This is a genomic window from Scatolibacter rhodanostii, assembly GCF_900197595.1.
Lineage (GTDB): Bacteria > Bacillota > Clostridia > Oscillospirales > Acutalibacteraceae > Scatolibacter > Scatolibacter rhodanostii.
Genome location: NZ_FZLO01000001.1, coordinates 891,084 through 913,985, shown reverse-complemented (window position 1 = coordinate 913,985; position 22,902 = coordinate 891,084). Strand labels below are relative to the sequence as shown.

Sequence of the window (22,902 nt, the reverse complement as noted above, 5' to 3'; positions counted from 1 at the left end):
TTAGCCAAGGAGGATATTTAAAGTCTATGCAGCTTGAGGTTGGAGGAATTTATGAAGGCAAAGTGACAGGCATCACCAAGTTTGGTGCATTTGTCAGCTTTGAAAACGGACAGACAGGCATGGTTCATATTTCAGAAGTTGCCGCAGCGTTTGTCAAAGAAATTAAAGATTTTCTTTCAGATGGGCAAGAAGTGAAGGTAAAAGTAATTGGTATTTCTGATGATGGTAAAGTCAGTTTGTCAATTAAAAAAGCATTGCCTCCTGAACAGCAAACTTCACAGCACGAAAATAAGCGGGATTTTCAGCGTCGTGGCAATAATCAGGGCGGTTCTCCTAACCGTGGTGGTTACAACCAAAGACGTTCGTCTCCTCCGCAGCCGCCGGTGACAAGACCGGGTGATTTCGAATGGCAAAGCAAAGAGAATAATTCGGGGAGCTTTGAAGATATGCTCTCTCGTTTTAAACAAACCAGTGATGAAAAAATTTCCGATTTAAAAAAGGGAACAGAAACAAAACGGGGCTATTCCAGACGAGGCACTGGCAACAAATAGTCATATATTAATTTTACAAATGAAAAGAGCCTGTTGGCTCTTTTTTATTTTTATAGAAAGAGGCTTGTTGAAAATGAGAGAAATAAAAGCAGAAACAATTACTGAAGTAATCAGAAATTTGTGTATTGAAGCAAATGTATATTTGCCTTGTGACTTGGAAAAAACAATTGAGGATAGCCGAAAAACAGAAGAAAACACTTCGGCTCGTGCCATTTTGCAAGACCTCACAGATAATTTAAAAGCAGCACAACAAATGCAGATTCCAATCTGCCAAGACACAGGAATGGCCGTTATTTTTGCGGAAATTGGCCAGGAAGTGCATATTCAAGGCGATTTTGAAGCAGCGGTCAACGAAGGCGTCAGCAAAGGGTATGTGGAAGGTCTTTTGCGCTGTTCTGTTGTAGGAGATCCGCTGCGCCGTGTCAATACGGATGATAATACACCAGCCGTTATTCATACCAAGCTTGTTCCTGGCGACAAAATTCACTTGCAAGTTGCTCCTAAAGGGTTTGGCAGTGAAAATATGAGCCGCATGAAAATGTTTAATCCCTCTGCGAAAGTGGAAGATATTGTTGCGTTTGTAAAAGAATCTGTAGAAGTGGCAGGCAGTAATCCGTGTCCTCCTGTTGTTGTTGGCGTAGGAATCGGCGGAGATTTTGAATATTGCGCGTTTCTTGCCAAAAAAGCACTTTGCCGAGATGTATCTGTACGAAATCCAGATGAATTCTATGCTGATTTAGAACAAAAAATGCTAGATGAGATTAATACTTTGGATGTTGGACCGCAAGGTTTTGGGGGAAATACAACTGCTCTGGCAGTCATGATCGAAGCCTATCCTACGCATATTGCGGGGTTACCCGTGGCGGTAAATATGGGTTGTCATGTGACCAGACATAAAAGTCAAACAATTTAAATTTTGTTCATTGAATTATTATAGTCAATATGTTATACTGTAGGTGTCAAAAGAATAGGGAGATAGGATTTATAACACCCTGTTTTAAAAAAAACTGGCGAAAGGAAGTGTCTGCCCATTGGGTCACACGACCTTACCGTTTAGGGCAGCAGGTAAACATTATGAAGATTAATTTTGTTGGAAAGAAAGTTACGCTAAGAGATCATTTTAAAGACCTAGCTACAAAAAAGATTTCCAAATTTGATAAAATTTTTGACGAAGATGCTCAGGCAACAGTAATTGTAACGGTTGAAAAGAACCGGCAGACAGTAGAAATTTCAATTGCACAGCGTGGCATGATATATCGCGCAGAATCCACCGAAATTGAGATGAACGATGCGCTCGACCGTGTCGTATCGGCACTCGCCACACAAATTCATCGCAATCGCAAAAAACTGCAAAGAGCAAAGAAAGTACAGGAAAATGTTGACTTCAATTTCCTTGATCATGAGGATTCAGAAGACGAGGAGCTTGGCAGTGTTGTCAGAACAAAAGAATTTTTTGTGAAAGTTATGACACCTGAAGAGGCTATTTTGCAAATGGATATGCTGAACCACGAGTTCTTTATGTTCCGTGAAGATACTACGGGAGATATTAATGTAGTTTATCGCCGCAAAGATGGCAATTATGGCTTGCTTGTTCCAGAAAGATAAGATACAATAAGATAGAAGCCGGGGTGCTTTTGCCACCTCGGCTTTTTTGTGGTAAAATAGTGATAAAGTTCTATATCGGTAACAATGAATTGATTCTTACTACAAGTAGCGACCATTTTTAAATAGACACTATATTGAAATAGAAATTGACGGCGCGTGATTTATTGGAAATCAAAGTAGGCATAAGTGTAAATAAATTTTCTAGGAAAGAATAGGAATTATAGTATGAAATTGACGTTAGTTTGCCCATGTTTATTAGGCATTGAAGGGTTAGTAGCAGATGAACTGCGCGCCTTGCAGTGTGAAAATGTTCGTTCTGAAAATGGACGTGTATATTGTGATGGAGATATGCAGACGGTGGCTCGCATTAATATCAATGCAAGATATGCAGAACGAGTAATGATTTTGCTAAAGAATTTTCAGGCACTTTCGTTTGAAGAACTCTTTCAGGGCGTAAAATCTATCCCGTGGGAACAGCTTCTTTTAAAAGAGGATACTTTTCCGGTTAGCGGTAGTTCTGTCAAGAGTCAGCTGTTTAGTATATCAGATTGCCAAGCGATTATTAAAAAAGCAATTGTAGAAAGATTAAAAGAAAAATATAATATCAGTTGGTTTGAAGAAACTGGGCCGCTGCATAAAGTGCGGTTCTGGATTATGAAAGATCAAGTCAGTATTATGATTGATACAAGCGGAAACGGTTTGCACAAAAGAGGCTACCGTAAAAATGCTTTGGAAGCCCCCATTAAAGAAACATTGGCAGCGGCTGTGGCGAAATTGGCTCGTGTACGCAGTGATGGCACCATTATCGACCCTTTCTGTGGTTCAGGAACAATTTTGATTGAAGCACTTATGCTGGCAAAAAATATGGCACCGGGTGTAAAACGTAAATTCAATGCAGAAGACTGGCTGAACATTCCTAAAAAGATTTGGCGCGAAGAACGTGAGCGAGCAGAAAGCTTAGTATTACAAGATGCTAAAGTGCAAGCATTTGGATTTGATATTGAGGATGAAGCAATTGAGTTGACGATAGCAAATGCTAAAAAAGCAGGAGTATTTGCTCACTTGAAAGCTCAAAAACGAGATATTCGCGATTTTAAAGCAGAAACAGACTATGGTTGTGTTTTAGCCAATCCACCATACGGAGAGAGGTTATTGGATAGAGAGGGTGCCGCAGAGCTTTATCGCGTTATGGGCAAAGTTTTTACACCAAAGCGCGGTTGGAGTTATTCAATTATTACACCTGAAGATCAGTTCGAAAAGCTGTTTACAAAGAAAGCAGATCGTCGCAGAAAACTCTACAACGGTATGATTCCTTGTCAGCTTTATATGTATTATAAATAAATGATGGCGCTTTAAATAAAGAAAAGGAATGCAATATTGCATTCCTTTTTTATGCTTTTTATATAGTCAGTGCTTATCTGTGTTTGGCAACAATTTCGTCAGAAAGATTTGCTAAACCATTTGTATCATTTTTTGCTTTTTCCAGTTGTGCTCGCAGGTCTGAAATTTCTTGGTCTTTATTGTTTAGCTTAGTTTGTGCTTCGTTCAATTCACTTTCAGCTCTATTTTTTTCTTGCTGTAGGGTTTGATAATTCGATTGAGAAGCATCAAGTTGGCTCTGTAAGGAATTGTTCTTTTCTGTTAATGTTCTAATTTGCTCATTCAATTGATTTACTTGGTCTCTCAAAGTGTTAATTTCAGATTGTTTACTGTCAACTTCGCGTTGTTTGGCGTCAATTTCGCTTTGCTTTTGCTCAATCTCTCTTTGTTTTGCGTCAACTTCGCGTTGTTTTTCTTCTACTTTGCGATTGCCTTCTGCAATTTTTTCATTGATTTCTCTAATCTTTTGTTGAATTTCTTCTTCTTTATTACGGATTTCTTGGTTTTTTGATTCAAGCTGATTCTTCAAACTGGTTACTTCATTATTTTGAGAAGTCAACTGGCTTTTCAGATTGTTCAAATCATTTTGTAGGTTGTTTAAGGAATTGGTCAACGTTTCTTTTTCGCTTACCAGTACCTGTTTTTCAGAAGTAAGTGTATTTACTTGTCCTTCTAAACCACCGATTTTAGATTGTAATTCTGCCACATAAGCTGTCTTTTCAGAAAGATCGTTTTGTGTGGTGCCAAGATCGGTTTCTAAAGAAGTGATAGTAGCCTTATCTTGTGTTAATTGAACATCTAATGTTTCAAGGTTGGTTTTAATGCGCTGAATATCAGATTCACCGCCCCAATTCAAAATATTTGCTGCAAAAGAAGCAGAGGCACCAAAGAGGGCAACAGCTGCGACGGCCAATACGCCTGAAAGAATGGTTCTTTTTACACGCTTTGTTGTCTTTTTTTTCATCATGAAAGCATCTCCTAATAATATGTTTTGGAAGAGTATACAGAAAGTGTATGCGAGTATGTGTATCAGCACATACTAAAGAATAGGGCTCGGAGGGGGCTAAAGTAGCATAAGAAGTATGAGTAAAAATACTGTTTATTGAGATAGAGGATTCTACTGATTTCGGGTTGGAAAATAAACTGAAAAATCAAATAGTATTCCAAAGACATGCTTCATTATACGGATGAAGTATAGGTTAGTCAAGCGGAATAATTTCACATTTTATACAATTAAAAGCGAGAACAAATCATATAATTTAGAATAATTGGATAAATTTTCTTTAAATGGGAAAAATACATAAATTATCAATTGTATTAAAGATATTATCTTGACGTATTTTAGCAAATACTCTATAAATTGTGAGAATTATCACTATAATTGTAAATATATTCATTTTTATGAATATATTTACAAAATGGAATCAATAGCGTGAGAACAGGAGTTTAAAAGAGAGCAGAGATAGGATAGCTTGCTGGGTAGGTCAATCCATAATTCCTATATAATGTAATAGAAAAGAGTGTATTAGGTGAGAAAATGATTGGAAGTATCAAGACAAATAGGCTTGTTCTGCGTAAATGGAAAAAGAGTGACCTTGAGAGCTTTATGCAATTTGCTTCTGACGAACAAGTGATGCTGCCGTTGGGATTAGACAGTGTTCACTCGATTAAAGAAGGAGAAACATTGTTTAAAAATTATCGTCATGCGGCTGATTCCTATGCCATTATGAAAAAAGACAATACTATTATCGGGCAGATTAAATTGCAGGAAGATGCAAGACGTTTTCGTATTAATAGTTATTCTGTTGGTTTCGCTTTGAGTCGAGAATATTGGGGTCAGGGCTATATGACCGAAGCACTTCAGGCACTAGTTCAGTACGCATTCGAAAAAAAGAAGTGCGATGTTGTTTCTATTTCTCATTTTAAAGGCAATTATCGCTCTCAAAATGTGATAGAAAAATGTGGTTTTCGTTTAGAAGGGGTTTCTTCATTTGCTTTTAAACGTTGTGATGGAATGATTTTAGACGAGTGCTTTTATGCTATTCTGCGTGAAGAGTATTTGCTGCACAAAGCTGTTGTATTCAACGCAAAAAAGCAGGTAAATAATCGGCTAATCAAGACAAAAATATGAAGAGTTTGTAAAAAAAATCTTTTTTTATAAAATGTGCTTGACTTTTACTGACTATATAACTAAAATGATACTTAGCACTCGAGGTTATAGAGTGCTAAGTGATTGAAAAGCTATATGGTTTTTCAATTTATCATGTTTGATAAAGGCTGTTCAGTCTTCCCCCGAGACGAGTTCAGCGTATTTTTTAAGTCGGGGAGAAAAAAGGAAGCCCAGATAACCAAAAAACAGGGCAGAAAGGTGTTTGATTATGACTATTAAACCACTTTTAGACAGAGTTCTTCTCCAGGCTGAAGAAGCAGAAGAAACAACCAAGAGCGGCATTGTGCTTGCCGGCAAATCTCAGGAAAAACCTCAGGTTTCCAGAGTTGTAGCAGTTGGACCTGGCGGCGAAGTCGACGGAAAAGAAGTGAAGATGTATTTGAACGTTGGCGACCGTGTCATCAGTGCAAAATATACAGGAACTGATGTTAAAATTGACGGCGAAGAATATACCATTGTACGTCAATCAGAAATATTGGCCGTTGTAGAATAAATTGAATCGGAGGATTGAGAATTATGGCTAAGCAAATTCTTTTTGGTGAAGAAGCAAGAAAAGCACTGCTCAGCGGTGTAAACCAGTTATCAGATACTGTGAAAATCACACTTGGACCTAAAGGCAGAAATGTCGTGCTAGATAAAAAATTTGGTGCACCTCTTATCACAAATGATGGTGTTACCATTGCAAAAGAAATTGAGCTGGAAGATCCTTATGAAAACATGGGTGCTCAGCTTGTTAAAGAAGTTGCCACCAAAACCAATGACGTTGCCGGCGATGGTACCACAACCGGTACTCTTTTAGCACAGGCACTGATTCGTGAAGGCATGAAAAACGTGACTGCGGGTGCAAATCCAATGGTTTTGCGTAAGGGCATTCAAAAAGCTACTGAAATTGCAGTAAAAGCAATTAGCGATAATTCACAAAAAGTTTCTGGTACAAAAGATATCGCCAAAGTCGCCGCTGTTTCTTCCGGTAGCGAAGAAATCGGCGAGTTGATTGCTGATGCAATGGAAAAAGTAACAGCAGATGGGGTCATCACTGTTGAAGAATCCAAAACAGCTGAAACATATAGCGAAGTAGTAGAAGGTATGCTGTTTGATAGAGGCTACATTACTCCTTACATGGCAACAGATACCGATAAAATGGTTGCTGATTTAGATGATCCTTACATTTTGATTACAGACAAGAAGATTTCTACAACACAAGATATTCTTCCGATTCTGGAACAAATTCTTCAAACCGGCAAAAAGCTAGTTATTATTGCTGAAGACATTGAGGGCGAGGCTCTCACTACTTTGATTCTGAACAAACTGCGCGGTACTTTTGTGTGTGTTGCCGTAAAAGCACCGGGCTTTGGCGACAGAAGAAAAGAAATGCTTCGTGATATTGCTATTTTGACAGGTGGCGAAGTGATTTCTGATGAACTGGGTCTTGAACTGAAAGATACACAGCTTTCACAGCTTGGTCAAGCTCGTCAGGTGAAGATTGATAAAGAGAACACTATTATTGTTGATGGTGCAGGCGAATCTGATGATATCAAGGCACGTGTTGCCCAGATTCGTTCTCAGATTGAAGAAACATCTTCTGAATTTGATAAAGAAAAACTGCAAGAGCGTTTGGCTAAATTGGCAGGCGGTGTTGCTGTTATCAAAGTTGGCGCTGCAACTGAAATCGAAATGAAAGAGCAAAAACTCCGCATTGAAGATGCTTTGGCCGCTACGAAAGCAGCTGTTGAAGAAGGTATCGTTGCCGGCGGTGGTACAGCCCTGATGGATGCTATCCCTGCTGTTTCAGCTTATGTAGATTCTGTTGAAGGCGATGAGAAAACAGGCGCAGCGATTGTGCTGAAATCATTAGAAGAGCCGGTTCGCCAAATTGCCAATAACGCAGGTGTTGAAGGCTCCGTTATCGTTGAGCGCGTAAAAACAACTGCTAAAGTAGGCTACGGCTACAATGCTTTGACAGGCGAATTTGTTGACATGATTACAGCTGGTATCGTTGACCCAACAAAGGTTACTCGTTCTGCTTTGCAAAATGCTTCTTCTGTTGCTTCCACGATTCTGACAACAGAATCACTGGTAGCAGACATTAAAGAGCCAGTTTCAGCAGCTCCGGCAGCTCCTGACATGGGTGGCATGTATTAAGTAAATCAGCCATTTTTAAATAAAAAAGGTCAGTCACTTCAACTTAGTGATTGACCTTTTTTTAATGCACCAAAAAAGCCACCTTCGTGAGGTGGCTTTTACTTTCAGCTATGATAAATGACAATGAAATTAGAATTCAGCGGAGCCAGTTGTTCTAGGGAAGGGGAGGACATCACGAATGTTTGAGATACCCGTTAAATACATAACCAAGCGCTCAAATCCAAGGCCGAAACCGGCGTGCTTGTTGCCGCCAAATTTGCGCAAGTCCAAGTACCACCAATAGTCTTCTTCTTTCAGACCTAGTTCGTGGATTCGGTTGAGCAGCAAATCGTAGCGTTCTTCACGCTGACTGCCGCCGACGATTTCGCCAATGCCGGCCACCAAAAGGTCAACAGCAGCAACGGTTTTGCCGTCGTCATTTTGGCGCATATAGAAAGCCTTAATGTCTTTCGGATAGTCAGTGACAAAGACAGGTTTCTTAAAGTGTTTTTCGGTCAGATATTTTTCATGCTCGGTTTGTAAGTCGGTTCCCCAATCTACTTTAAACTCAAAATTGTCATTGTTTTTCTTAAGAATTTCGACTGCCTCGGTATAGGTGACTCGAGCAAAGTCAGAATCAACTACATGGTTCAGGCGTTCTAACAAACCCTTATCCACAAAAGTGTTGCAGAACTCTAAATCCTGCGGGCAAGTTTCCATGACATAATGAATGACATATTTAATCATGTCTTGAATGAGTTCAATATCATCATTTAAATCTGCAAAAGCAAATTCAGGTTCAATCATCCAAAATTCAGCAGCATGACGCTGTGTGTAAGATTTTTCAGCTCTGAAAGTAGGGCCAAAGGTATAAACCTTCGAGAAAGCCATTGCCATGCATTCGGCTTCGAGCTGGCCTGTTACGGTTAATGAAGTTTGCTTTTGGAAAAAGTCTTGCTTATAGTCAACCTGACCGTCTTCTGTTCGGGGAAGATTGTCAAAGTCAAGTGTAGTGACCTTAAACATTTCGCCTGCACCCTCACCGTCACTGGCGGTGATCAAAGGGGTATGAGAATAGACAAAGCCTCTCTCCTGAAAGAACTTGTGAATGCCGAAAGAAGCAGCAGAGCGCACACGAAAAGCGGCGTTAAACAGGTTTGTTCTGGGGCGCAAATGAGCAATGGTGCGCAAATATTCAACACTGTGGCGTTTTTTCTGCAGGGGATAATCAGGGGTAGAAGTGCCGGCTACCTCAATTTTTTCAGCATGAATTTCAAAAGGCTGTTTGCCGTTTGGTGTTTCGATAAATTTGCCGGTTACAATCAGAGAAGCGCCCACATTTTGTGCGGCAATTTCTTTGAAGTTATCCACATTAGCTTCTTCGAACACGATTTGAATGCTTTTGAAGCAGGTCCCGTCGTGTAAATCAATAAAGCCAAGTGTTTTAGAATCTCGAATTGATCTTGCCCAACCACCAACGGTAATGGTTTTGTCGGCAAAAGCAGAAGAGTTATGGTAAAGTTCTGTGACTTCTGTCCTTTTCATATTGTTGCTGTCACGGCCCAATAACTCAATGATTGAGCCGCTGCCTCCTAATCTCTTTTATATTTCAATGTCTATTATCATACTCATTTTTTGCTTATTTTTCAAGGGCTACTTTGCCATTTTACTAAGCTTTTATCGTTTTAGAGAAGAATAAAAATGTTTTTACGCTTTTTTGACCTGATTATGGCAAAAAACATTGACAAAACAGGGTAAAAATGAAATAATATTTGTTTAGAAAGATACGTTTGCAAACGTTTAGAATATGGAGGGAAACGATTGAACACGGAACTTGCCAAGGCCTATGAGCCTCAAGAGGTGGAACAACGAATTTATGATTTTTGGATGCAGGGTGGTTATTTTCATGCAGAGGTAGATGCTAAAAAACCGCCATTTTCCATTGTCATTCCACCGCCAAATATTACAGGTCAACTGCACTTGGGACATGCCTATGACGAAACCGTGCAGGATATATTGACTCGCTGGAAAAGAATGCAAGGATATTCTGCACTTTGGTTGCCGGGAACCGACCATGCCTCTATTGCTACAGAAGCTAAAATTGTAGAAGCTATGCGTGCCGAAGGCATTACTAAAGAAGAAATCGGAAGAGATGCTTTTTTAGAGAGAGCATGGCAGTGGAAAGAGACATACGGAAACAGAATTGTTGAGCAGCTCAAGCTTTTGGGTTCTTCTTGTGATTGGGACAGACTGCGCTTCACCATGGATGAAGGCTGTAGTGATGCTGTGCGCCATGTTTTTGTCAAGCTCTATAACGAGGGCAAAATCTATCGTGGTGAGCGTATCATCAACTGGTGTCCTAGCTGTAAAACAGCTATTTCTGATGCCGAAGTGGATTTTGAAGAGAAAGAGGGCTCCTTCTGGCATTTGCGCTATCCGCTGACAGATGGCAGTGGCTATATTGAGCTTGCTACCACTCGTCCTGAAACGATGCTAGGAGATACGGCCGTTGCTGTTCATCCCGAGGATGAACGCTACAAAGATATGGTTGGCAAAACCGTCACATTGCCGCTTGTGGGCAAAGAAATTCCTATTATTGCCGATGAATACGTTGAAATGGATTTCGGAACTGGTGTGGTGAAAATTACACCTGCCCATGATCCGAACGACTTTGAGGTCGGCAAGCGTCATAGTCTTGAAGTCATCAACGTGATGACAGAAACAGCTGTTATCAATGAAAATGGCGGCAAATATGAGGGCATGACGGCACAAGACGCCAGAAAGCAAATTGTCAAGGATTTAGACGAGGGTGGTTTCCTCATTAAAATCGAGCCGATTAAGCATAATGTCGGTACTTGCAGCCGTTGTAAAACCGTGATTGAGCCAAGAGTTTCAACCCAGTGGTTCATGAAAATGGAAGAACTAGCGAAGCCAGCCATTGAAGTTATTCGCAATAAAGAAATAGAGTTTATTCCGGAAAGAATGGAAAAAATCTATTATAACTGGATGGAAAATATCAAGGACTGGTGTATTTCTCGTCAACTTTGGTGGGGACATCGTATTCCGGCATGGTATTGTCACGACTGCGGCGAAACCATTGTGTCTGAAGGGTCCGTAGCAAAATGCCCGAAATGCGGCAGCACACATCTTCATCAAGACGAAGATACGCTTGATACTTGGTTCTCTTCTGCACTTTGGCCTTTCTCAACACTTGGCTGGCCGAATAATACAGAAGAACTGAAATATTTCTACCCAACCAATACACTTGTCACAGGTTATGATATTATTTTCTTCTGGGTTGCCAGAATGGTTTTCTCCGGTCTTGAGCATATGGGCGAAATTCCGTTTAAGACTGTTATGTTCCATGGCTTGATTCGTGATGCGCAAGGTCGCAAAATGAGTAAATCTTTGGGCAATGGGATTGACCCTGTAGAAGTCATTGACCAATACGGTGCAGATGCGCTGCGGTTGGCTTTGATTACCGGCAACAGCCCCGGCAATGATATGCGCTATCGTGAAGAAAAAGTGGAAGCAAACCGCAATTTTGCCAATAAAATTTGGAATGCTGCTCGTTTTATTCATATGAATATTGACGATAAAGATGTTGCCTGCAAGCTACCTGAATCGTTGACAACCGAGGATAAATGGATTTTGCACCGCTTTAATGAAGTCACCAAAGATATGACAGACAACATGGACAAGTATGAGCTTGGTATTGCGGCGGCAAAGCTGTATGACTTTGTTTGGGACGAGTTCTGTGATTGGTATATTGAGCTGGCTAAAATCCGTATGAACGGTGAAGACGAAGCAGTGGCGAATAATACTCGTCATGTTCTGACTTGGGTAATGAGCCATATTCTGAAGCTTTTGCACCCATTTATGCCATTTATCACCGAGGAAATTTGGCAGAGTCTGCCGCATGATGGCGAAGCACTGATTGTTGCCGAGTGGCCTGTGTATGATGAAAAGCTGAACTTCACAGCAGAAGCTGGAGACATGGCGAAAGTCATGGAGTTGATTACGGCTGTTCGTACCAGAAGAAGTGAGATGAATGTTCCGCCGTCAAAGAAAGCAAGCTTGCTGATTGAAACAGCAGACGGTACGGTTTTTGAAGCACTCAAAGAGTCTATTGCTCGTTTGGCTTACTGCACCGAGGTCACAATTAGTGACAAAGTTGAGCCAATGGACGGAGCAGTAGCAGTGGTTACCAATGCTTGTAAAGGTTATCTGCCAATGGACGAGCTGATTGATAAGCAAGCAGAAATAGCAAGACTTACCAAAGAGTTAGAGGGCGCACAAAAGCAGCTTGATAATGTGAATGTAAAGCTAAAAAACGATACGTTCATGTCAAAAGCACCGCAGAATGTGGTAGACGGTGTCAGACAGAACGGAGAAAAGCTAACAGAAAAAATAAGAATGATTGAAGAATCGCTCAAAGCTTTTCAGTAAAAGTAAAAAGGGAAGGTCACTGGAAAAATCCGGTGACCTTCTTTAAAAATGGAGGCAGTATGACGTACGAACAGGCACTCGAAATCATTAACAGCCAAATCAGGGTGGGAAAAGAACCTGCTCTTGATCGTATCTATAAATTGCTTGCAAAACTAGGGAATCCACAGGACAAACTGCGCTTTGTTCATGTTGGCGGTACAAACGGAAAAGGAACAACCTGTACACTGATTGCCTCAGCACTAACAGAAAGCGGCTTGAAGGTGGGACTTTATACGTCACCTTATGTCATTGACTTTCGAGAACGCTTTCAAATTGGCGATGAAATGATTCCGAAAAATGAGCTGACAGAAATCGTGGAAAAAATTGCTCCTATTGCAGAAGAAATGCGCACAAACGGAGACACAATCGGTCAATTTGAGTTTATTACAGCAGTAGCGTTTGAGTGGTTTTTGGCGCAAAAATGTGATATCGTTGTGCTTGAAGTGGGTATTGGCGGACGTTTTGATGCCACCAATGTCATTCAGAAGCCTGAAGTAGCTGTCATCACTTCAATTTCCAAAGATCATACAGAAATGCTAGGTGACACCATCCCTAAAATTGCATTTGAAAAGGCGGGTATTATTAAGCCAAGGGGAGAAGTCGTACTTTACCCGCTGCAAGAAAATGAAGCGGTAGGGGTGATAGAAACAGCTTGCCTAGAAAGAAACGCCCGGCTGACGATTCCCGATTTGTCAACTTTGCAAATTGAAAAAGAAGAAATTTTTGGAACTCATTTTATCTATCGCAACAAAGCCCTATTTACACCGTTTATGGGCAAACATCAGGTGCATAATGCTGTAACAGCCTACGAAGCATTGCAAATTCTGAAAAAAAGTGGATTTGCCTTGACAGACGAACAAATTCTGCAAGGATTCAGCAAAGCTTTTATCCCCGCCAGAATGGAGATTTTGGCTCGTAAACCATTGATTTTGTTGGATGGCGGTCATAATGTCGGCTTTGCAAAAGCACTAAAAGAAGTAATTTTACAGCTACCAAAAACACAAAAACGTACCGCCGTGTTTGGCATGATGAAAGATAAAGACAGCAAGGCTGCGCTAGGGATTTTGGCCCCTCTTTTTGATAAAATGATTATGACGTCAGCTGCCATGCCTCGTGCGCAAAAACCAGATGAATTAAAGAGAGAAGCGCAAGTGTGGTGTAAAGATATTTTGGCTGCCGAGAGCCAGCAAGAGGCACTGCAGGAGGCTTTTAGAGACTGGCAAAATGGTTCGGCAATTATTATTTGCGGCTCTTTTTATCTTGCTGGAGAGGTTCGGACTACAATATTGAATCATTTTAATAAAAATTTAGAAAAGTGACAAGCTTCTGCAAAAAATTTAACCTTCTCTTTATACAATAAACACAAGGTGCCGGTTTCAAGCCTGAGAGCGCCTACTGAATGAAGAAAGGATGTAACAAAAATGAATGTGCGCCTTTTATATAAAGAAGGGGTCTTGACGGCAAAAGTGAATGGAGAAGTAGATCACCATTCAGCAGCAGAAATCAGAGAAAGTATAGATGAAACTTCTCAAAAATTAAAGCCCTATTGCCTAAAAATAGATTTTTCAGAAGTTCCTTTTATGGATAGCTCTGGGATTGGGCTCATTTTAGGGCGTGTAAAGCTCTATAAACTTTGGAAAGGACATGTTGTTGTTTCAGGGCTTACGGGCAGTTTAAATAAGATGGTTGAGCTTTCCGGCATTGGGTCGGTGGCGGTCATCGAAAAGGAGGTTGGCTGAAATGTTGAAACCGGTGAATAAAGCGGAGATTAATTTTCCTTCCAACTCGGTGAATGAAGGTTTTGCACGAGCGGTGGTTTCTTCTTTTTTAGCACAGCTTGATCCAACAGTTGCCGATTTGACAGACATTAAGACAGCTGTTTCAGAAGCAGTGACCAATGCCGTTGTTCATGGTTATCGTGATACAATCGGCACCGTCTACATAACCATCAAGATTTTTGAAAATGGCAGAGCGGTCGTGCGTGTAAGAGATCGAGGATGTGGAATCCCTGATATTAAGCAAGCTATGGAGCCACTTTTCACTACGGGAGGAGACGAACGTGCCGGACTTGGTTTTGCTGTTATGCAAAGCTTTTGTGACGGCGTAAAGGTGAGCTCAAAAGAAGGTCGCGGGACAAGTGTTACGCTGACAAAGTTCTTTGCTAAAAAAGAATAGATGCGGGATAATACAATGAGAACGGATTCTGGAAATAGAGTAGAAGAGAATATCGGACTTGTGCATTTGTGTGCGAAGAGATTTATGGGGCGCGGCTTAGAATATGACGATATTTTTCAAGCCGGCTGTGTAGGGCTGATAAAAGCAGCGGATAACTTTGACTCTGAAAAAGGATTTAAATTCTCCACCTATGCGGTTCCTGTGATTTTAGGGGAGATGAAAGGATTATTCCGTGAAGGCGGAGCTGTTAAAGTTTCGAGAAGTGTAAGAGAACTTGCTCGAAAAGTACATCAGCAAGCCGATTCTATGCGTGAAGAAACAGGCGTTATGCCCACTGTTTCTGAAATTGCCGAAAAGCTGGGTATTAGCACCGAAAAAGCAGCCATGGCTTTGGGCGCTTCGGTCACGCCGATTTCTCTCACTGGTGGAGAAGAAAGCGGAGAAATTCAAATTCCCGTAGAAGCACCTGAAGAACAAATGACAGAACGAATGACATTGTACCAAATTTTAGAGACATTGGAAGAGAAAGACCGGCTACTGTTAAAATATCGGTATTTTCAAAATAAGACGCAACAAGAAACGGCAAACCTGCTTGATATGACTCAAGTACAAGTTAGCCGAAAAGAGAAAAAACTACTGATTTATATGAGAACCCTACTCTAGTGTAAGAGTAGGGTTCTTTTTGTTTGTTATTGAGTGATATTTACCCACCGTAAAATGTTGGCTGTTAAATAAGAAATTATTCTCATTAAATCTTTTGAATAGACATAGAATTAGAAGTCGACCGAAAAACCATCATAGCTAACAAGAAAAGCATCTTCTTTTGTAGCATCTAAAATCTCATCGTGCATGAGAATTCCATTATGAGAAAAGTGATTGATAACAAAAGTGGTATGTTCATCGGCGCAGCCAAGCTCAATCAGTCTTTTTTTGGCAACACGATTGGTTTCTAAATTCATGTGAGTGCTTCCAGCAGAAGCAATAACTCCTGTGCAGTCAAAGCTTATCAAATCGAGATGTCTACCTCTTAAGTATTCCCAAGTAGCTTCAGGATAAAGCCCTGAATCGTTAGCATAAAAAAGTGTTTTTCCGTCTTTTTCAATCAGGTAAATCAAGCAGTCTTCTTCAGCACTTCCATGATTTGCTAAAAGCGGTGTTATGGTATATCCCTCAGAAATCGTAAAAGATTTAAAAGGTTCAATTCTTTGAAAATGAAGTGATTGTGCAATTCCGTTGCAGTCGACTTCTTTTAAGGCATGGTGATATTCTTCTTCAACATGGCGGTTGCCATAAATTGTTAGCAAAGGTGTTGGCAATTTATAGCAATAAGGTTCGGCACGCAGTATCAAATCAAGAGGATAAAAATGGTCTTGATGTGAATGAGTCACAAGAAGTGTAGCTATTTTTCCAAAAGATAGATTATTGCGAATCATGTGCCAGTAACCGTCGGGGGGGTAGTCAATCAATAAGCAATCATCCACCAAACTTTGAGAACGGCTGCGAATGTTTTTTCCTCCTAGTTTTCGGGCCTTTTCACAGGCCTCACAATGACAGAAAATGCCTGGCCAGCCTTCTGCTGCGGCAGTTCCTAAGTATTTAATATTCATGCAAAAGCTCCTCTCCAGCAAGATACTTAAATTCTACTGCATATATAAAACAGTGTCAATGTTAAATAAAAATTATATTTATATTTAACAAGAAATTAAAGATAACCCTTGAAGGATAGGTTCCTATATCTATTTTCCTTTCTTTCTTGTTAGGAATAGTGATTCTTGCAAAAAAATAGGCAGAAATAATCTTTGAAATCTACAAAGAGTTTCTACCTGTACTAAATGTTCTCATTTTGACATATACATTAACACATAACTTAAGAGAACATGGAATGCCTTAATGCTATTTTCTGCCGTCAATGGCAGACTTGTGTTTCTGTGTTTGGGGGAGTGTTAATTGTGAATCTGATCGATGACAGAGCGACACGTCTAGGCGAGTATATTGTAGAAAATAAATCGACTGTTAGACGTGCTGCCAAGCAATTTGGGGTAAGCAAAAGCACCGTACATAAGGATGTTTCACAAAGGCTGAAAAGTATTAACAGCAGTCTTTATCGTGATGTAAAAGACATACTGGATCTTAATAAGGCTCAACGTCACATTCGAGGAGGGATGGCGACTAAGAAGAAATATGAGTCTATGAAATGAAATCATTATGCAGACCTCCGATATCTTTCGGAAAAGGCGCCTGTAAATGCAGACGTCTTTTTTGTTGCTATAGAACACAAATAAAAGAGTCACGGGATATTTTCCGTGGCTCTTTTAAAGAAAGCGCAGTTAAGTTGCAGAATAGTCGGAGAGTTTATAGCAGAGTGTCATCATACTATCGTTCAAATGAACATTCTCGACAATCGTATCCGGGTAGTTGATGCTGATATCATAATGACTAAAATTCCAAAAGGCATGAACGCCAAGAGAATGTAAAGACTCTACAATTTTTTCAGTAGGCTCACGAGGTACGCATAAAATGGCCATTGCCGGTTTTTCTCTTTCTACAAAACTAAGCATTTGATCTTCCGGAAGAATCGTATAATCACGGATCTTTTCACCAAAAAGCTTTTCTTTGTTATCAAAAATGCCGATAAGTTCAAAACCGAGTGATTGGAAAGGAACGTGTGCGGCAACGGAGCGCCCAAGGTTTCCGGCACCGATTAAAATGCATTTATGCATTTTGGTAATGCCCAGAATAGTAGCAATTTCATCGCACAGGTGAGAAATATTATAGCCATATCCCTGCTGCCCAAATCCGCCGAAACAGTTGAAATCTTGTCTGATTTGCGAAGCCGTTAATCCCATTTTTTCGGATAAATCCTTAGAAGAAATTTTTGAGATGCCAGCTCTTTGCAGTTCATTCAAAAACCGATAATAGCGGGGCAGTCTGCGGATTACAGACATTGAAATGTTTTCTCTTTTTTGCATGTCATACCTTCCTTATTCTCTTAATATCAATGTGATTATAAAAGAGTTTCTAACGTGTCACGCACAGCCAGCAAAAATTCTTCTGTACCTACAGTTTTTGCATTGGGCAGATTTGACATAGAAGCCAAATCGCCTGTCATAATGCCATTTTCGATGGTGTCGATAGAAGCTTTTTCAAGCTTGTTAGCAAAGTCAACCAAAGATTGGTTATCGTCTAGCTCGCCTCTCTTGCGCAGAGCACCGGTCCACGCAAACAGAGTTGCAATGGAGTTGGTAGAGGTAGAGCCGCCTTTGAGGTGTTTGTAATAATGACGTTGAACAGTGCCGTGTGCAGCTTCATATTCATAGAAGCCTTCAGGCGAAACCAATACAGAAGTCATCATCGCAAGGCTGCCGAATGCTGTGGCAACCATGTCACTCATGACATCGCCGTCATAGTTCTTGCAGGCCCAAATATAGCCACCTTCGCTGCGGACCACTCTAGCGACTGCATCATCAATGAGTGTATAAAAATACTCAATGCCGGCAGTCTCGAACTTCTCTTTATAATCACGGTCATAAATTTCTTGAAAAATGTCTTTAAAGCGATGATCATATTTTTTGGAGATTGTATCTTTTGTGGCAAACCATAAATCTTGCTTTAAATCCAATGCATATTGGAAACAAGCATGAGCAAAGCTTTCAATGCTGTCATCTAAATTGTGAAGTCCCTGTAAAACACCGGCACCCTTGTATTCATGAATCAAAATCTTTTCTTCGCTGCCATCTTCTTTAGTGATGAGTAGTTCTGCTTTTGCTCCGGCAGGAACAGTTGCTTCCACGTTTTTATAAACATCGCCGTAAGCGTGTCTGGCAATGGTAATTGGTTTTGTCCAGCTAGGAATGAAAGGAGTAATTCCTTTTACAAGAATCGGGGTACGGAAAACGGTTCCGTCAAGAATAGCACGAATAGTACCGTTGGGAGATTTCCACATTTCTTTTAGATTATATTCTGTAACACGTTCTGCGTTTGCTGTGATAGTAGCGCATTTAACAGCAACGCCGTATTTCTTTGTTGCCAGTGCAGAATCGATAGTTACTTGGTCGTTGGTAGCATCACGATGTTCAAGACCGAGGTCATAATATTCGGTATTTAAATCAACATAAGGAGTCAGCAGAATGTCCTTAATCATCTTCCAGATGATGCGGGTCATTTCATCTCCGTCCATTTCAACGAGCGGTGTTTTCATTGTAATTTTAGTCCAGTTTTCCATTAATACAATCATCCTTTCGTGAATGCGGCTAAACGAGCGATTGAAAAAGCTTAGTGGTTTTTAGTATAATTCAGCAAGCCACCGTCAATGACCATGGCACGCTCTCTGTCTGTAAGAAGAGCTGTCAGTTCAATATCTGTTCCTTTTGTGATGTTTTTCAATGTTACGGCAGTTCCGGCAGCGAGCTCGGCTTTCACGTTTGGCAGAGAAAGCTCATCCATCTGGTCAATGCCGTCATAATCAGCCTCATTGTTGAACTGGAGGGGAATAATACCCGCATTAGCTAAGTTAGCACAGTGAATTCGGGCATACGATTTGGCGATGACAGCCTTAATGCCCAAATACATTGGTACAAGGGCAGCGTGCTCACGAGAAGAGCCTTGTCCATAGTTCATGCCGCCGATGACAATACCACCATTTTCAGCTTTGCAGCGTTCTGGGAAAGTCTCATCGCAAACAGCAAAACAGAACTGTGATAGGTGGGGGATATTGGAACGGTAAGGCAGAATTTTAGCACCGGCAGGCATGATATGGTCTGTGGTGATGTTGTCACCGACTTTCAAAACTGCCTTCTTTTCAATAGAATCGGTAAGTGGTTCTGAGGTGGGGAAAGGTTTGATGTTCGGGCCGCGCATGACTTCGATAGAATCCATTTCAGATTCAGGTACGGGCGGAACAATTAAATTATCATTGATGAGATATTCATCAGGCAGTTTGATTTCGATTGGCTCGCCTAAGGTTCTGGGGTCGGTTAAGTAGCCTGCAATGGCACTGACAGCAGCTACTTCAGGGCTGACTAGATAAACTTGAGCGTCTTTTGTGCCGCTTCTACCCTCAAAGTTACGATTAAATGTACGAAGAGAAATACCACCGGATTTTGGCGCTTGTCCCATACCAATACACGGACCACAAGCACATTCAAGAATACGAGCACCAGCGTCAACAATATCAGCTAAAGCGCCATTTTGTGCGAGGGTATTGTAAACCTGCTTAGAACCGCAGGAAATGGTAAGATCAACATTGGGGGCAACTGTTTTGCCCTTGAGAATAGAAGCGACGCGCATCATATCAAGCAAAGAGGAGTTGGTGCAAGAACCGATACAACATTGGTCAATGCGCATTTTGCCGATTTCAGACAAAGACTCAACTTTATCAGGACTGTGCGGGCAAGCAGCCATTGGCTCAAGCTCAGAAAGGTTAATCTCAATGACTTCATCATATTCAGCATCAGCATCGGCTTCGAGAGGAATCCAAACGTCACCGCGGCCTTGTGCCTCTAAAAAGTGTTTTGTGTTTTCATCAGAAGGGAAAATAGAGGTGGTAGCACCCAGTTCGGCACCCATGTTCGTAATGGTAGCACGCTCTGGAACCGTCAAGGTTTTGACACCCTCACCGGTATATTCCATAATTTTACCAACGCCGCCTTTTACCGTGAGAATTTGCAGTACACGCAAAATTACGTCTTTTGCAGATACCCAGGGAGAAAGCTTGCCGGTCAAGTTGATTTTTGTAATTTTAGGCATCGGAATATGATATTCGCCGCCGCCCATGGCAACAGCAACATCCAAACCGCCTGCGCCCATAGCCAGCATGCCTAAACCGCCGCCAGTGGGAGTATGGCTGTCAGAACCGATTAGTGTTTTGCCCGGAGCACCAAATCTCTCAAGATGAACTTGATGGCAAATACCATTGCCGGGACGTGAATAATAAATACCGTGCTTTTGGGCAACAGTACGAATAAAGGCGTGATCATCAGCATTTTCAAAACCTGATTGTAAGGTGTTGTGATCAATATAAGCCACACTGCGTTCGGTTTTTACACGAGGAACACCCATTGCTTCAAATTCCAAATAGGCCATTGTTCCTGTAGCATCTTGCGTGAGAGTTTGGTCGATGTGCAGACCAATATCTTCTCCGGGTTTCATTTCACCGCTGCGCAAATGAGCTTTGATGATTTTTTGAGCAATCGTCATTCCCATAAAAATCTCTCCTTGTCATCATTTAATAACATATTATCATCTTATTATTATCTAATAAAATGTATTTTCTGTCAAGCGCAGTTCAGTTAGCTAATGAAATAAAATTGCAAGATTTATTTCATTGACTGCCTTGTAATGGCAAAAATATATTTTACAATTAGTTTTAATCGAATCATTTCATTTCATTTTAAATCATTCCCATTTGCTTTAGAATAAAAGAAAATAAGAATGCTGCGCCAATGGATAGAAAGAAAGTAAGTACTACCAGTTGATTCGCCAAACGTTCATCGCCGTTTAGCTCTTGTGCCATCGCAAACGAATGAACTGCGCAGGGAGCGATAAAGATACAAAGAATTAAAATTAAATCGGCGCCTCGCAGTCCCATGAATATAGCAACAGCAAGAATAATAGTAGGGAATAAAAGGATTTTCAGAAGAATGGTAAGTGCAATTTGTTTGAAATAAGAAGCCGTGTCACTAAAGCTAAAATAGGCACCAAGCATAATAAAAGCCAGCGGTGTGCTTAAATTGCCTGCATTTTCGACAGCAGACACGATGTAAGATGGAATTTGAACATGAAAATAGAGAAGAGCAATCGCTAGAATGGAGAACAAAATCATAGGGTTAGTGAAAATACCTTTTAAAACGTTGAATAAGTTCGGTCGATTACCTCGATAGACCTCTAAAGAAACGACAGAAAGAAGATTCAAAAGAGGAACAAGACATAAAATCATAACAGAAACAATAGCAGGAGTAATGCCGGTGACGGCTGTTAAAATAGGAATACCTAAAAGTGCAAATTGACTGCTAGAAACCGCTTGTAACATAACTGCTCTTTTTGAATTGTTTTTTTCAAAAGCCATCACTAAAAAGAGAGAGATTAAAAATTCACCGACGACAGCAGATAAAATGAAAATGAGCATGGTAGAAGGAAGGATACTGCTAATCCCAGAAGCATAAATATTGCTGAAAACAAAAAGTGGCAAAGTGACCCAAAATATCATTTTATTTATCTGGCGTACTGTGTTTTCATTAATAATCGATGCGCTTTTAAGAATATATCCTATGAGCATCAGTGCAAAAACAGGAAATATCACTTTGAGAACGGATATAAAATTCACCATTTTTTCTTTCTCCTTGATACCATATTGTTTAAAGAATTATAACACTAAAAAGCGATGCTAGCAATCCTAACAAAACATGAATAGCAAGCTACTTTTTCTTGATGAATGGATAAAATCATGCTATAATAACCTCATCCAATAGCAAAATCAAAGATTCTATTATTTTTTTGTATGAATCGCTTTCTTTCAGAGAGAATATCTCTATAAAGGAGATGATGAAATGCGTGAAAATACTTTTGAACTTCAAAAACCAGATAAAGATGAAAAACTGAATGTCCAAAATAATGATGCAGATACCGATAATGATGAAACAGATAGTGACACGGAAACACATGAAGATCCTGATACCAAAAAAACAGAAATCATGGATTTTGGCGCTGTTACAGCGATAACAAGAGGAAAATCGATTCACTGTCTGACAATTATAGGTCAAATTGAAGGACACTATATTTTACCTTCACAAAATAAGACGACAAAATATGAGCATGTTATTCCGCAGATTGTAGCCGTTGAGGAAGATGATACCATTGATGGGCTGCTCATTTTACTCAATACCGTTGGCGGTGATGTAGAAGCGGGTCTTGCTATTGCTGAACTGATTGCCGGCATGAAGAAACCTACGGTTTCGCTTGTGTTGGGCGGGGGACATTCCATTGGCGTACCTTTGGCGGTGGCAACAAAAAAATCTTTTATTGCAGAATCTGCCTCGATGACAATTCACCCAGTGCGTATGAATGGATTGGTGTTGGGGATCCCTCAAACGCTAGAATACTTTCAGCGCATGCAAGATAGAATTTCTCATTTCGTAGCTGAAAATTCGAAGATGTCTGAAGAACGCTTTGTCACGCTGGCAATGAATACACAAGAACTTGTAATGGATGTTGGTTCTATTCTGGATGGTCCAAAAGCTGTAGAAGAAGGCCTGATTGACTCATTGGGTTCCTTGTCAGATGCGATGGACTGTTTGGTGAAGATGATCGAAGAGAATCAAGCAGAGAAGAAACAGACAGAAGAGTCAAAAAAAGAAGTGCCAAAAGACGAAAAATAAATTTTAACCTCGAACAGAGCAGAGTTTTACAGAGTAGTAT

Annotated in this window: 21 protein-coding genes; 14 read left to right on the top strand and 7 right to left on the bottom strand. The window is 40.5% G+C overall.

Annotated features, from left to right (window positions below):
• The first annotated feature begins 26 nt into the window (after window positions 1-26).
• From CS931_RS04135 to CS931_RS04120, 4 genes are all read left to right on the top strand, one after another.
• Window positions 27-551, top strand: a complete 525-nt coding sequence (locus CS931_RS04135) for a S1 RNA-binding domain-containing protein (RefSeq protein ID WP_099204470.1) — start codon at window positions 27-29, stop codon at window positions 549-551.
• 73 nt (window positions 552-624) lie between these two features.
• Complete coding sequence (locus CS931_RS04130) at window positions 625-1,464, top strand: fumarate hydratase (RefSeq protein WP_099204469.1); 840 nt, start codon at window positions 625-627, stop codon at window positions 1,462-1,464.
• A 161-nt stretch (window positions 1,465-1,625) separates the two neighbouring features.
• Window positions 1,626-2,156 carry a ribosome hibernation-promoting factor, HPF/YfiA family gene (hpf, locus tag CS931_RS04125; protein WP_099204468.1) on the top strand — a complete coding sequence of 177 codons (531 nt, stop codon included), beginning with the start codon at window positions 1,626-1,628 and terminating at the stop codon, window positions 2,154-2,156.
• A 225-nt stretch (window positions 2,157-2,381) separates the two neighbouring features.
• Entirely contained in the window at window positions 2,382-3,497 is a 1,116-nt protein-coding gene (locus tag CS931_RS04120) for a THUMP domain-containing class I SAM-dependent RNA methyltransferase (protein WP_099204467.1), read from the top strand.
• A 73-nt stretch (window positions 3,498-3,570) separates the two neighbouring features.
• Here CS931_RS04120 and CS931_RS04115 read toward each other — a convergent pair whose 3' ends face one another.
• On the bottom strand, window positions 3,571-4,503 hold the full coding sequence (locus tag CS931_RS04115) for a coiled-coil domain-containing protein (protein ID WP_099204466.1): 933 nt from the start codon (window positions 4,501-4,503) through the stop codon (window positions 3,571-3,573).
• A gap of 570 nt (window positions 4,504-5,073) precedes the next feature.
• On the opposite strand from CS931_RS04115, the gene CS931_RS04110 reads away from it, so the two are divergent.
• The 3 genes from CS931_RS04110 (at window position 5,074) to groL (ending at window position 7,848) form a co-directional block, all read left to right on the top strand.
• Window positions 5,074-5,667: a GNAT family N-acetyltransferase gene (locus tag CS931_RS04110; protein ID WP_099204465.1), complete on the top strand. Its 594-nt coding sequence runs from the start codon at window positions 5,074-5,076 to the stop codon at window positions 5,665-5,667.
• Window positions 5,668-5,914: 247 nt separating this feature from the next.
• Window positions 5,915-6,199: a co-chaperone GroES gene (locus tag CS931_RS04105; RefSeq protein ID WP_099204464.1), complete on the top strand. Its 285-nt coding sequence runs from the start codon at window positions 5,915-5,917 to the stop codon at window positions 6,197-6,199.
• Between the two features lie 23 nt (window positions 6,200-6,222).
• Window positions 6,223-7,848 carry a chaperonin GroEL gene (gene groL / locus CS931_RS04100; protein ID WP_099204463.1) on the top strand — a complete coding sequence of 542 codons (1,626 nt, stop codon included), beginning with the start codon at window positions 6,223-6,225 and terminating at the stop codon, window positions 7,846-7,848.
• Between the two features lie 129 nt (window positions 7,849-7,977).
• Here the strand turns inward: groL and asnS are convergent, their stop codons facing one another.
• A complete protein-coding gene (gene asnS, locus CS931_RS04095; RefSeq protein ID WP_099204606.1) occupies window positions 7,978-9,372 on the bottom strand; it encodes an asparagine--tRNA ligase in 1,395 nt (464 codons plus the stop codon).
• Window positions 9,373-9,648: 276 nt separating this feature from the next.
• On the opposite strand from asnS, the gene CS931_RS04090 reads away from it, so the two are divergent.
• The 5 genes from CS931_RS04090 to CS931_RS04070 all read left to right on the top strand — a co-directional run bounded on the left by CS931_RS04090 (window position 9,649) and on the right by CS931_RS04070 (window position 15,153).
• Window positions 9,649-12,276 (top strand): valine--tRNA ligase, encoded by a 2,628-nt coding sequence (locus tag CS931_RS04090; protein WP_099204462.1) that lies wholly within the window; start codon window positions 9,649-9,651, stop codon window positions 12,274-12,276.
• A 59-nt stretch (window positions 12,277-12,335) separates the two neighbouring features.
• Window positions 12,336-13,634, top strand: a complete 1,299-nt coding sequence (locus CS931_RS04085; protein WP_099204461.1) for a bifunctional folylpolyglutamate synthase/dihydrofolate synthase — start codon at window positions 12,336-12,338, stop codon at window positions 13,632-13,634.
• A gap of 102 nt (window positions 13,635-13,736) precedes the next feature.
• Window positions 13,737-14,054: an anti-sigma factor antagonist gene (locus CS931_RS04080; RefSeq protein ID WP_099204460.1), complete on the top strand. Its 318-nt coding sequence runs from the start codon at window positions 13,737-13,739 to the stop codon at window positions 14,052-14,054.
• Between the two features lie 4 nt (window positions 14,055-14,058).
• Window positions 14,059-14,490, top strand: a complete 432-nt coding sequence (gene spoIIAB / locus CS931_RS04075) for an anti-sigma F factor (RefSeq protein WP_099204605.1) — start codon at window positions 14,059-14,061, stop codon at window positions 14,488-14,490.
• A 15-nt stretch (window positions 14,491-14,505) separates the two neighbouring features.
• Window positions 14,506-15,153 carry a sigma-70 family RNA polymerase sigma factor gene (locus CS931_RS04070; protein WP_099204604.1) on the top strand — a complete coding sequence of 216 codons (648 nt, stop codon included), beginning with the start codon at window positions 14,506-14,508 and terminating at the stop codon, window positions 15,151-15,153.
• 110 nt (window positions 15,154-15,263) lie between these two features.
• On the opposite strand, the gene CS931_RS04065 is transcribed toward CS931_RS04070, so the two are convergent.
• Window positions 15,264-16,097, bottom strand: a complete 834-nt coding sequence (locus CS931_RS04065) for an MBL fold metallo-hydrolase (RefSeq protein ID WP_099204459.1) — start codon at window positions 16,095-16,097, stop codon at window positions 15,264-15,266.
• Between the two features lie 339 nt (window positions 16,098-16,436).
• On the opposite strand from CS931_RS04065, the gene spoIIID reads away from it, so the two are divergent.
• Window positions 16,437-16,688, top strand: a complete 252-nt coding sequence (gene spoIIID, locus CS931_RS04060; RefSeq protein WP_099204603.1) for a sporulation transcriptional regulator SpoIIID — start codon at window positions 16,437-16,439, stop codon at window positions 16,686-16,688.
• Window positions 16,689-16,817: 129 nt separating this feature from the next.
• Here spoIIID and CS931_RS04055 read toward each other — a convergent pair whose 3' ends face one another.
• From CS931_RS04055 to CS931_RS04040, 4 genes are all read right to left on the bottom strand, one after another.
• Window positions 16,818-17,459: a redox-sensing transcriptional repressor Rex gene (locus CS931_RS04055; RefSeq protein WP_099204458.1), complete on the bottom strand. Its 642-nt coding sequence runs from the start codon at window positions 17,457-17,459 to the stop codon at window positions 16,818-16,820.
• A gap of 35 nt (window positions 17,460-17,494) precedes the next feature.
• A complete protein-coding gene (locus CS931_RS04050; protein ID WP_099204457.1) occupies window positions 17,495-18,712 on the bottom strand; it encodes an NADP-dependent isocitrate dehydrogenase in 1,218 nt (405 codons plus the stop codon).
• 50 nt (window positions 18,713-18,762) lie between these two features.
• Complete coding sequence (locus tag CS931_RS04045) at window positions 18,763-20,691, bottom strand: aconitate hydratase (protein WP_099204456.1); 1,929 nt, start codon at window positions 20,689-20,691, stop codon at window positions 18,763-18,765.
• Window positions 20,692-20,878: 187 nt separating this feature from the next.
• Complete coding sequence (locus tag CS931_RS04040; protein WP_099204455.1) at window positions 20,879-21,814, bottom strand: AEC family transporter; 936 nt, start codon at window positions 21,812-21,814, stop codon at window positions 20,879-20,881.
• 364 nt (window positions 21,815-22,178) lie between these two features.
• Between CS931_RS04040 and CS931_RS04035 the strand changes: the two genes are divergently transcribed.
• On the top strand, window positions 22,179-22,862 hold the full coding sequence (locus CS931_RS04035) for a ClpP family protease (protein ID WP_200814944.1): 684 nt from the start codon (window positions 22,179-22,181) through the stop codon (window positions 22,860-22,862).
• Window positions 22,863-22,902: the final 40 nt, after the last annotated feature.

Coding starts and splice junctions, on each gene's coding strand:
- CS931_RS04115 (WP_099204466.1), bottom strand. CDS start 4,503: ATGATGAAAAAAAAGACAACAAAGCGTGTAAAAAGAACCATTCTTTCA.
- hpf (WP_099204468.1), top strand. CDS start 1,626: ATGAAGATTAATTTTGTTGGAAAGAAAGTTACGCTAAGAGATCATTTT.
- CS931_RS04065 (WP_099204459.1), bottom strand. CDS start 16,097: ATGAATATTAAATACTTAGGAACTGCCGCAGCAGAAGGCTGGCCAGGC.
- CS931_RS04130 (WP_099204469.1), top strand. CDS start 625: ATGAGAGAAATAAAAGCAGAAACAATTACTGAAGTAATCAGAAATTTG.
- CS931_RS04035 (WP_200814944.1), top strand. CDS start 22,179: ATGGATTTTGGCGCTGTTACAGCGATAACAAGAGGAAAATCGATTCAC.
- groL (WP_099204463.1), top strand. CDS start 6,223: ATGGCTAAGCAAATTCTTTTTGGTGAAGAAGCAAGAAAAGCACTGCTC.
- CS931_RS04135 (WP_099204470.1), top strand. CDS start 27: ATGCAGCTTGAGGTTGGAGGAATTTATGAAGGCAAAGTGACAGGCATC.
- CS931_RS04055 (WP_099204458.1), bottom strand. CDS start 17,459: ATGCAAAAAAGAGAAAACATTTCAATGTCTGTAATCCGCAGACTGCCC.
- CS931_RS04045 (WP_099204456.1), bottom strand. CDS start 20,691: ATGGGAATGACGATTGCTCAAAAAATCATCAAAGCTCATTTGCGCAGC.
- CS931_RS04070 (WP_099204604.1), top strand. CDS start 14,506: ATGAGAACGGATTCTGGAAATAGAGTAGAAGAGAATATCGGACTTGTG.
- asnS (WP_099204606.1), bottom strand. CDS start 9,372: ATGAAAAGGACAGAAGTCACAGAACTTTACCATAACTCTTCTGCTTTT.
- CS931_RS04085 (WP_099204461.1), top strand. CDS start 12,336: ATGACGTACGAACAGGCACTCGAAATCATTAACAGCCAAATCAGGGTG.
- CS931_RS04110 (WP_099204465.1), top strand. CDS start 5,074: ATGATTGGAAGTATCAAGACAAATAGGCTTGTTCTGCGTAAATGGAAA.
- CS931_RS04120 (WP_099204467.1), top strand. CDS start 2,382: ATGAAATTGACGTTAGTTTGCCCATGTTTATTAGGCATTGAAGGGTTA.
- CS931_RS04040 (WP_099204455.1), bottom strand. CDS start 21,814: ATGGTGAATTTTATATCCGTTCTCAAAGTGATATTTCCTGTTTTTGCA.
- CS931_RS04105 (WP_099204464.1), top strand. CDS start 5,915: ATGACTATTAAACCACTTTTAGACAGAGTTCTTCTCCAGGCTGAAGAA.
- CS931_RS04080 (WP_099204460.1), top strand. CDS start 13,737: ATGAATGTGCGCCTTTTATATAAAGAAGGGGTCTTGACGGCAAAAGTG.
- CS931_RS04050 (WP_099204457.1), bottom strand. CDS start 18,712: ATGGAAAACTGGACTAAAATTACAATGAAAACACCGCTCGTTGAAATG.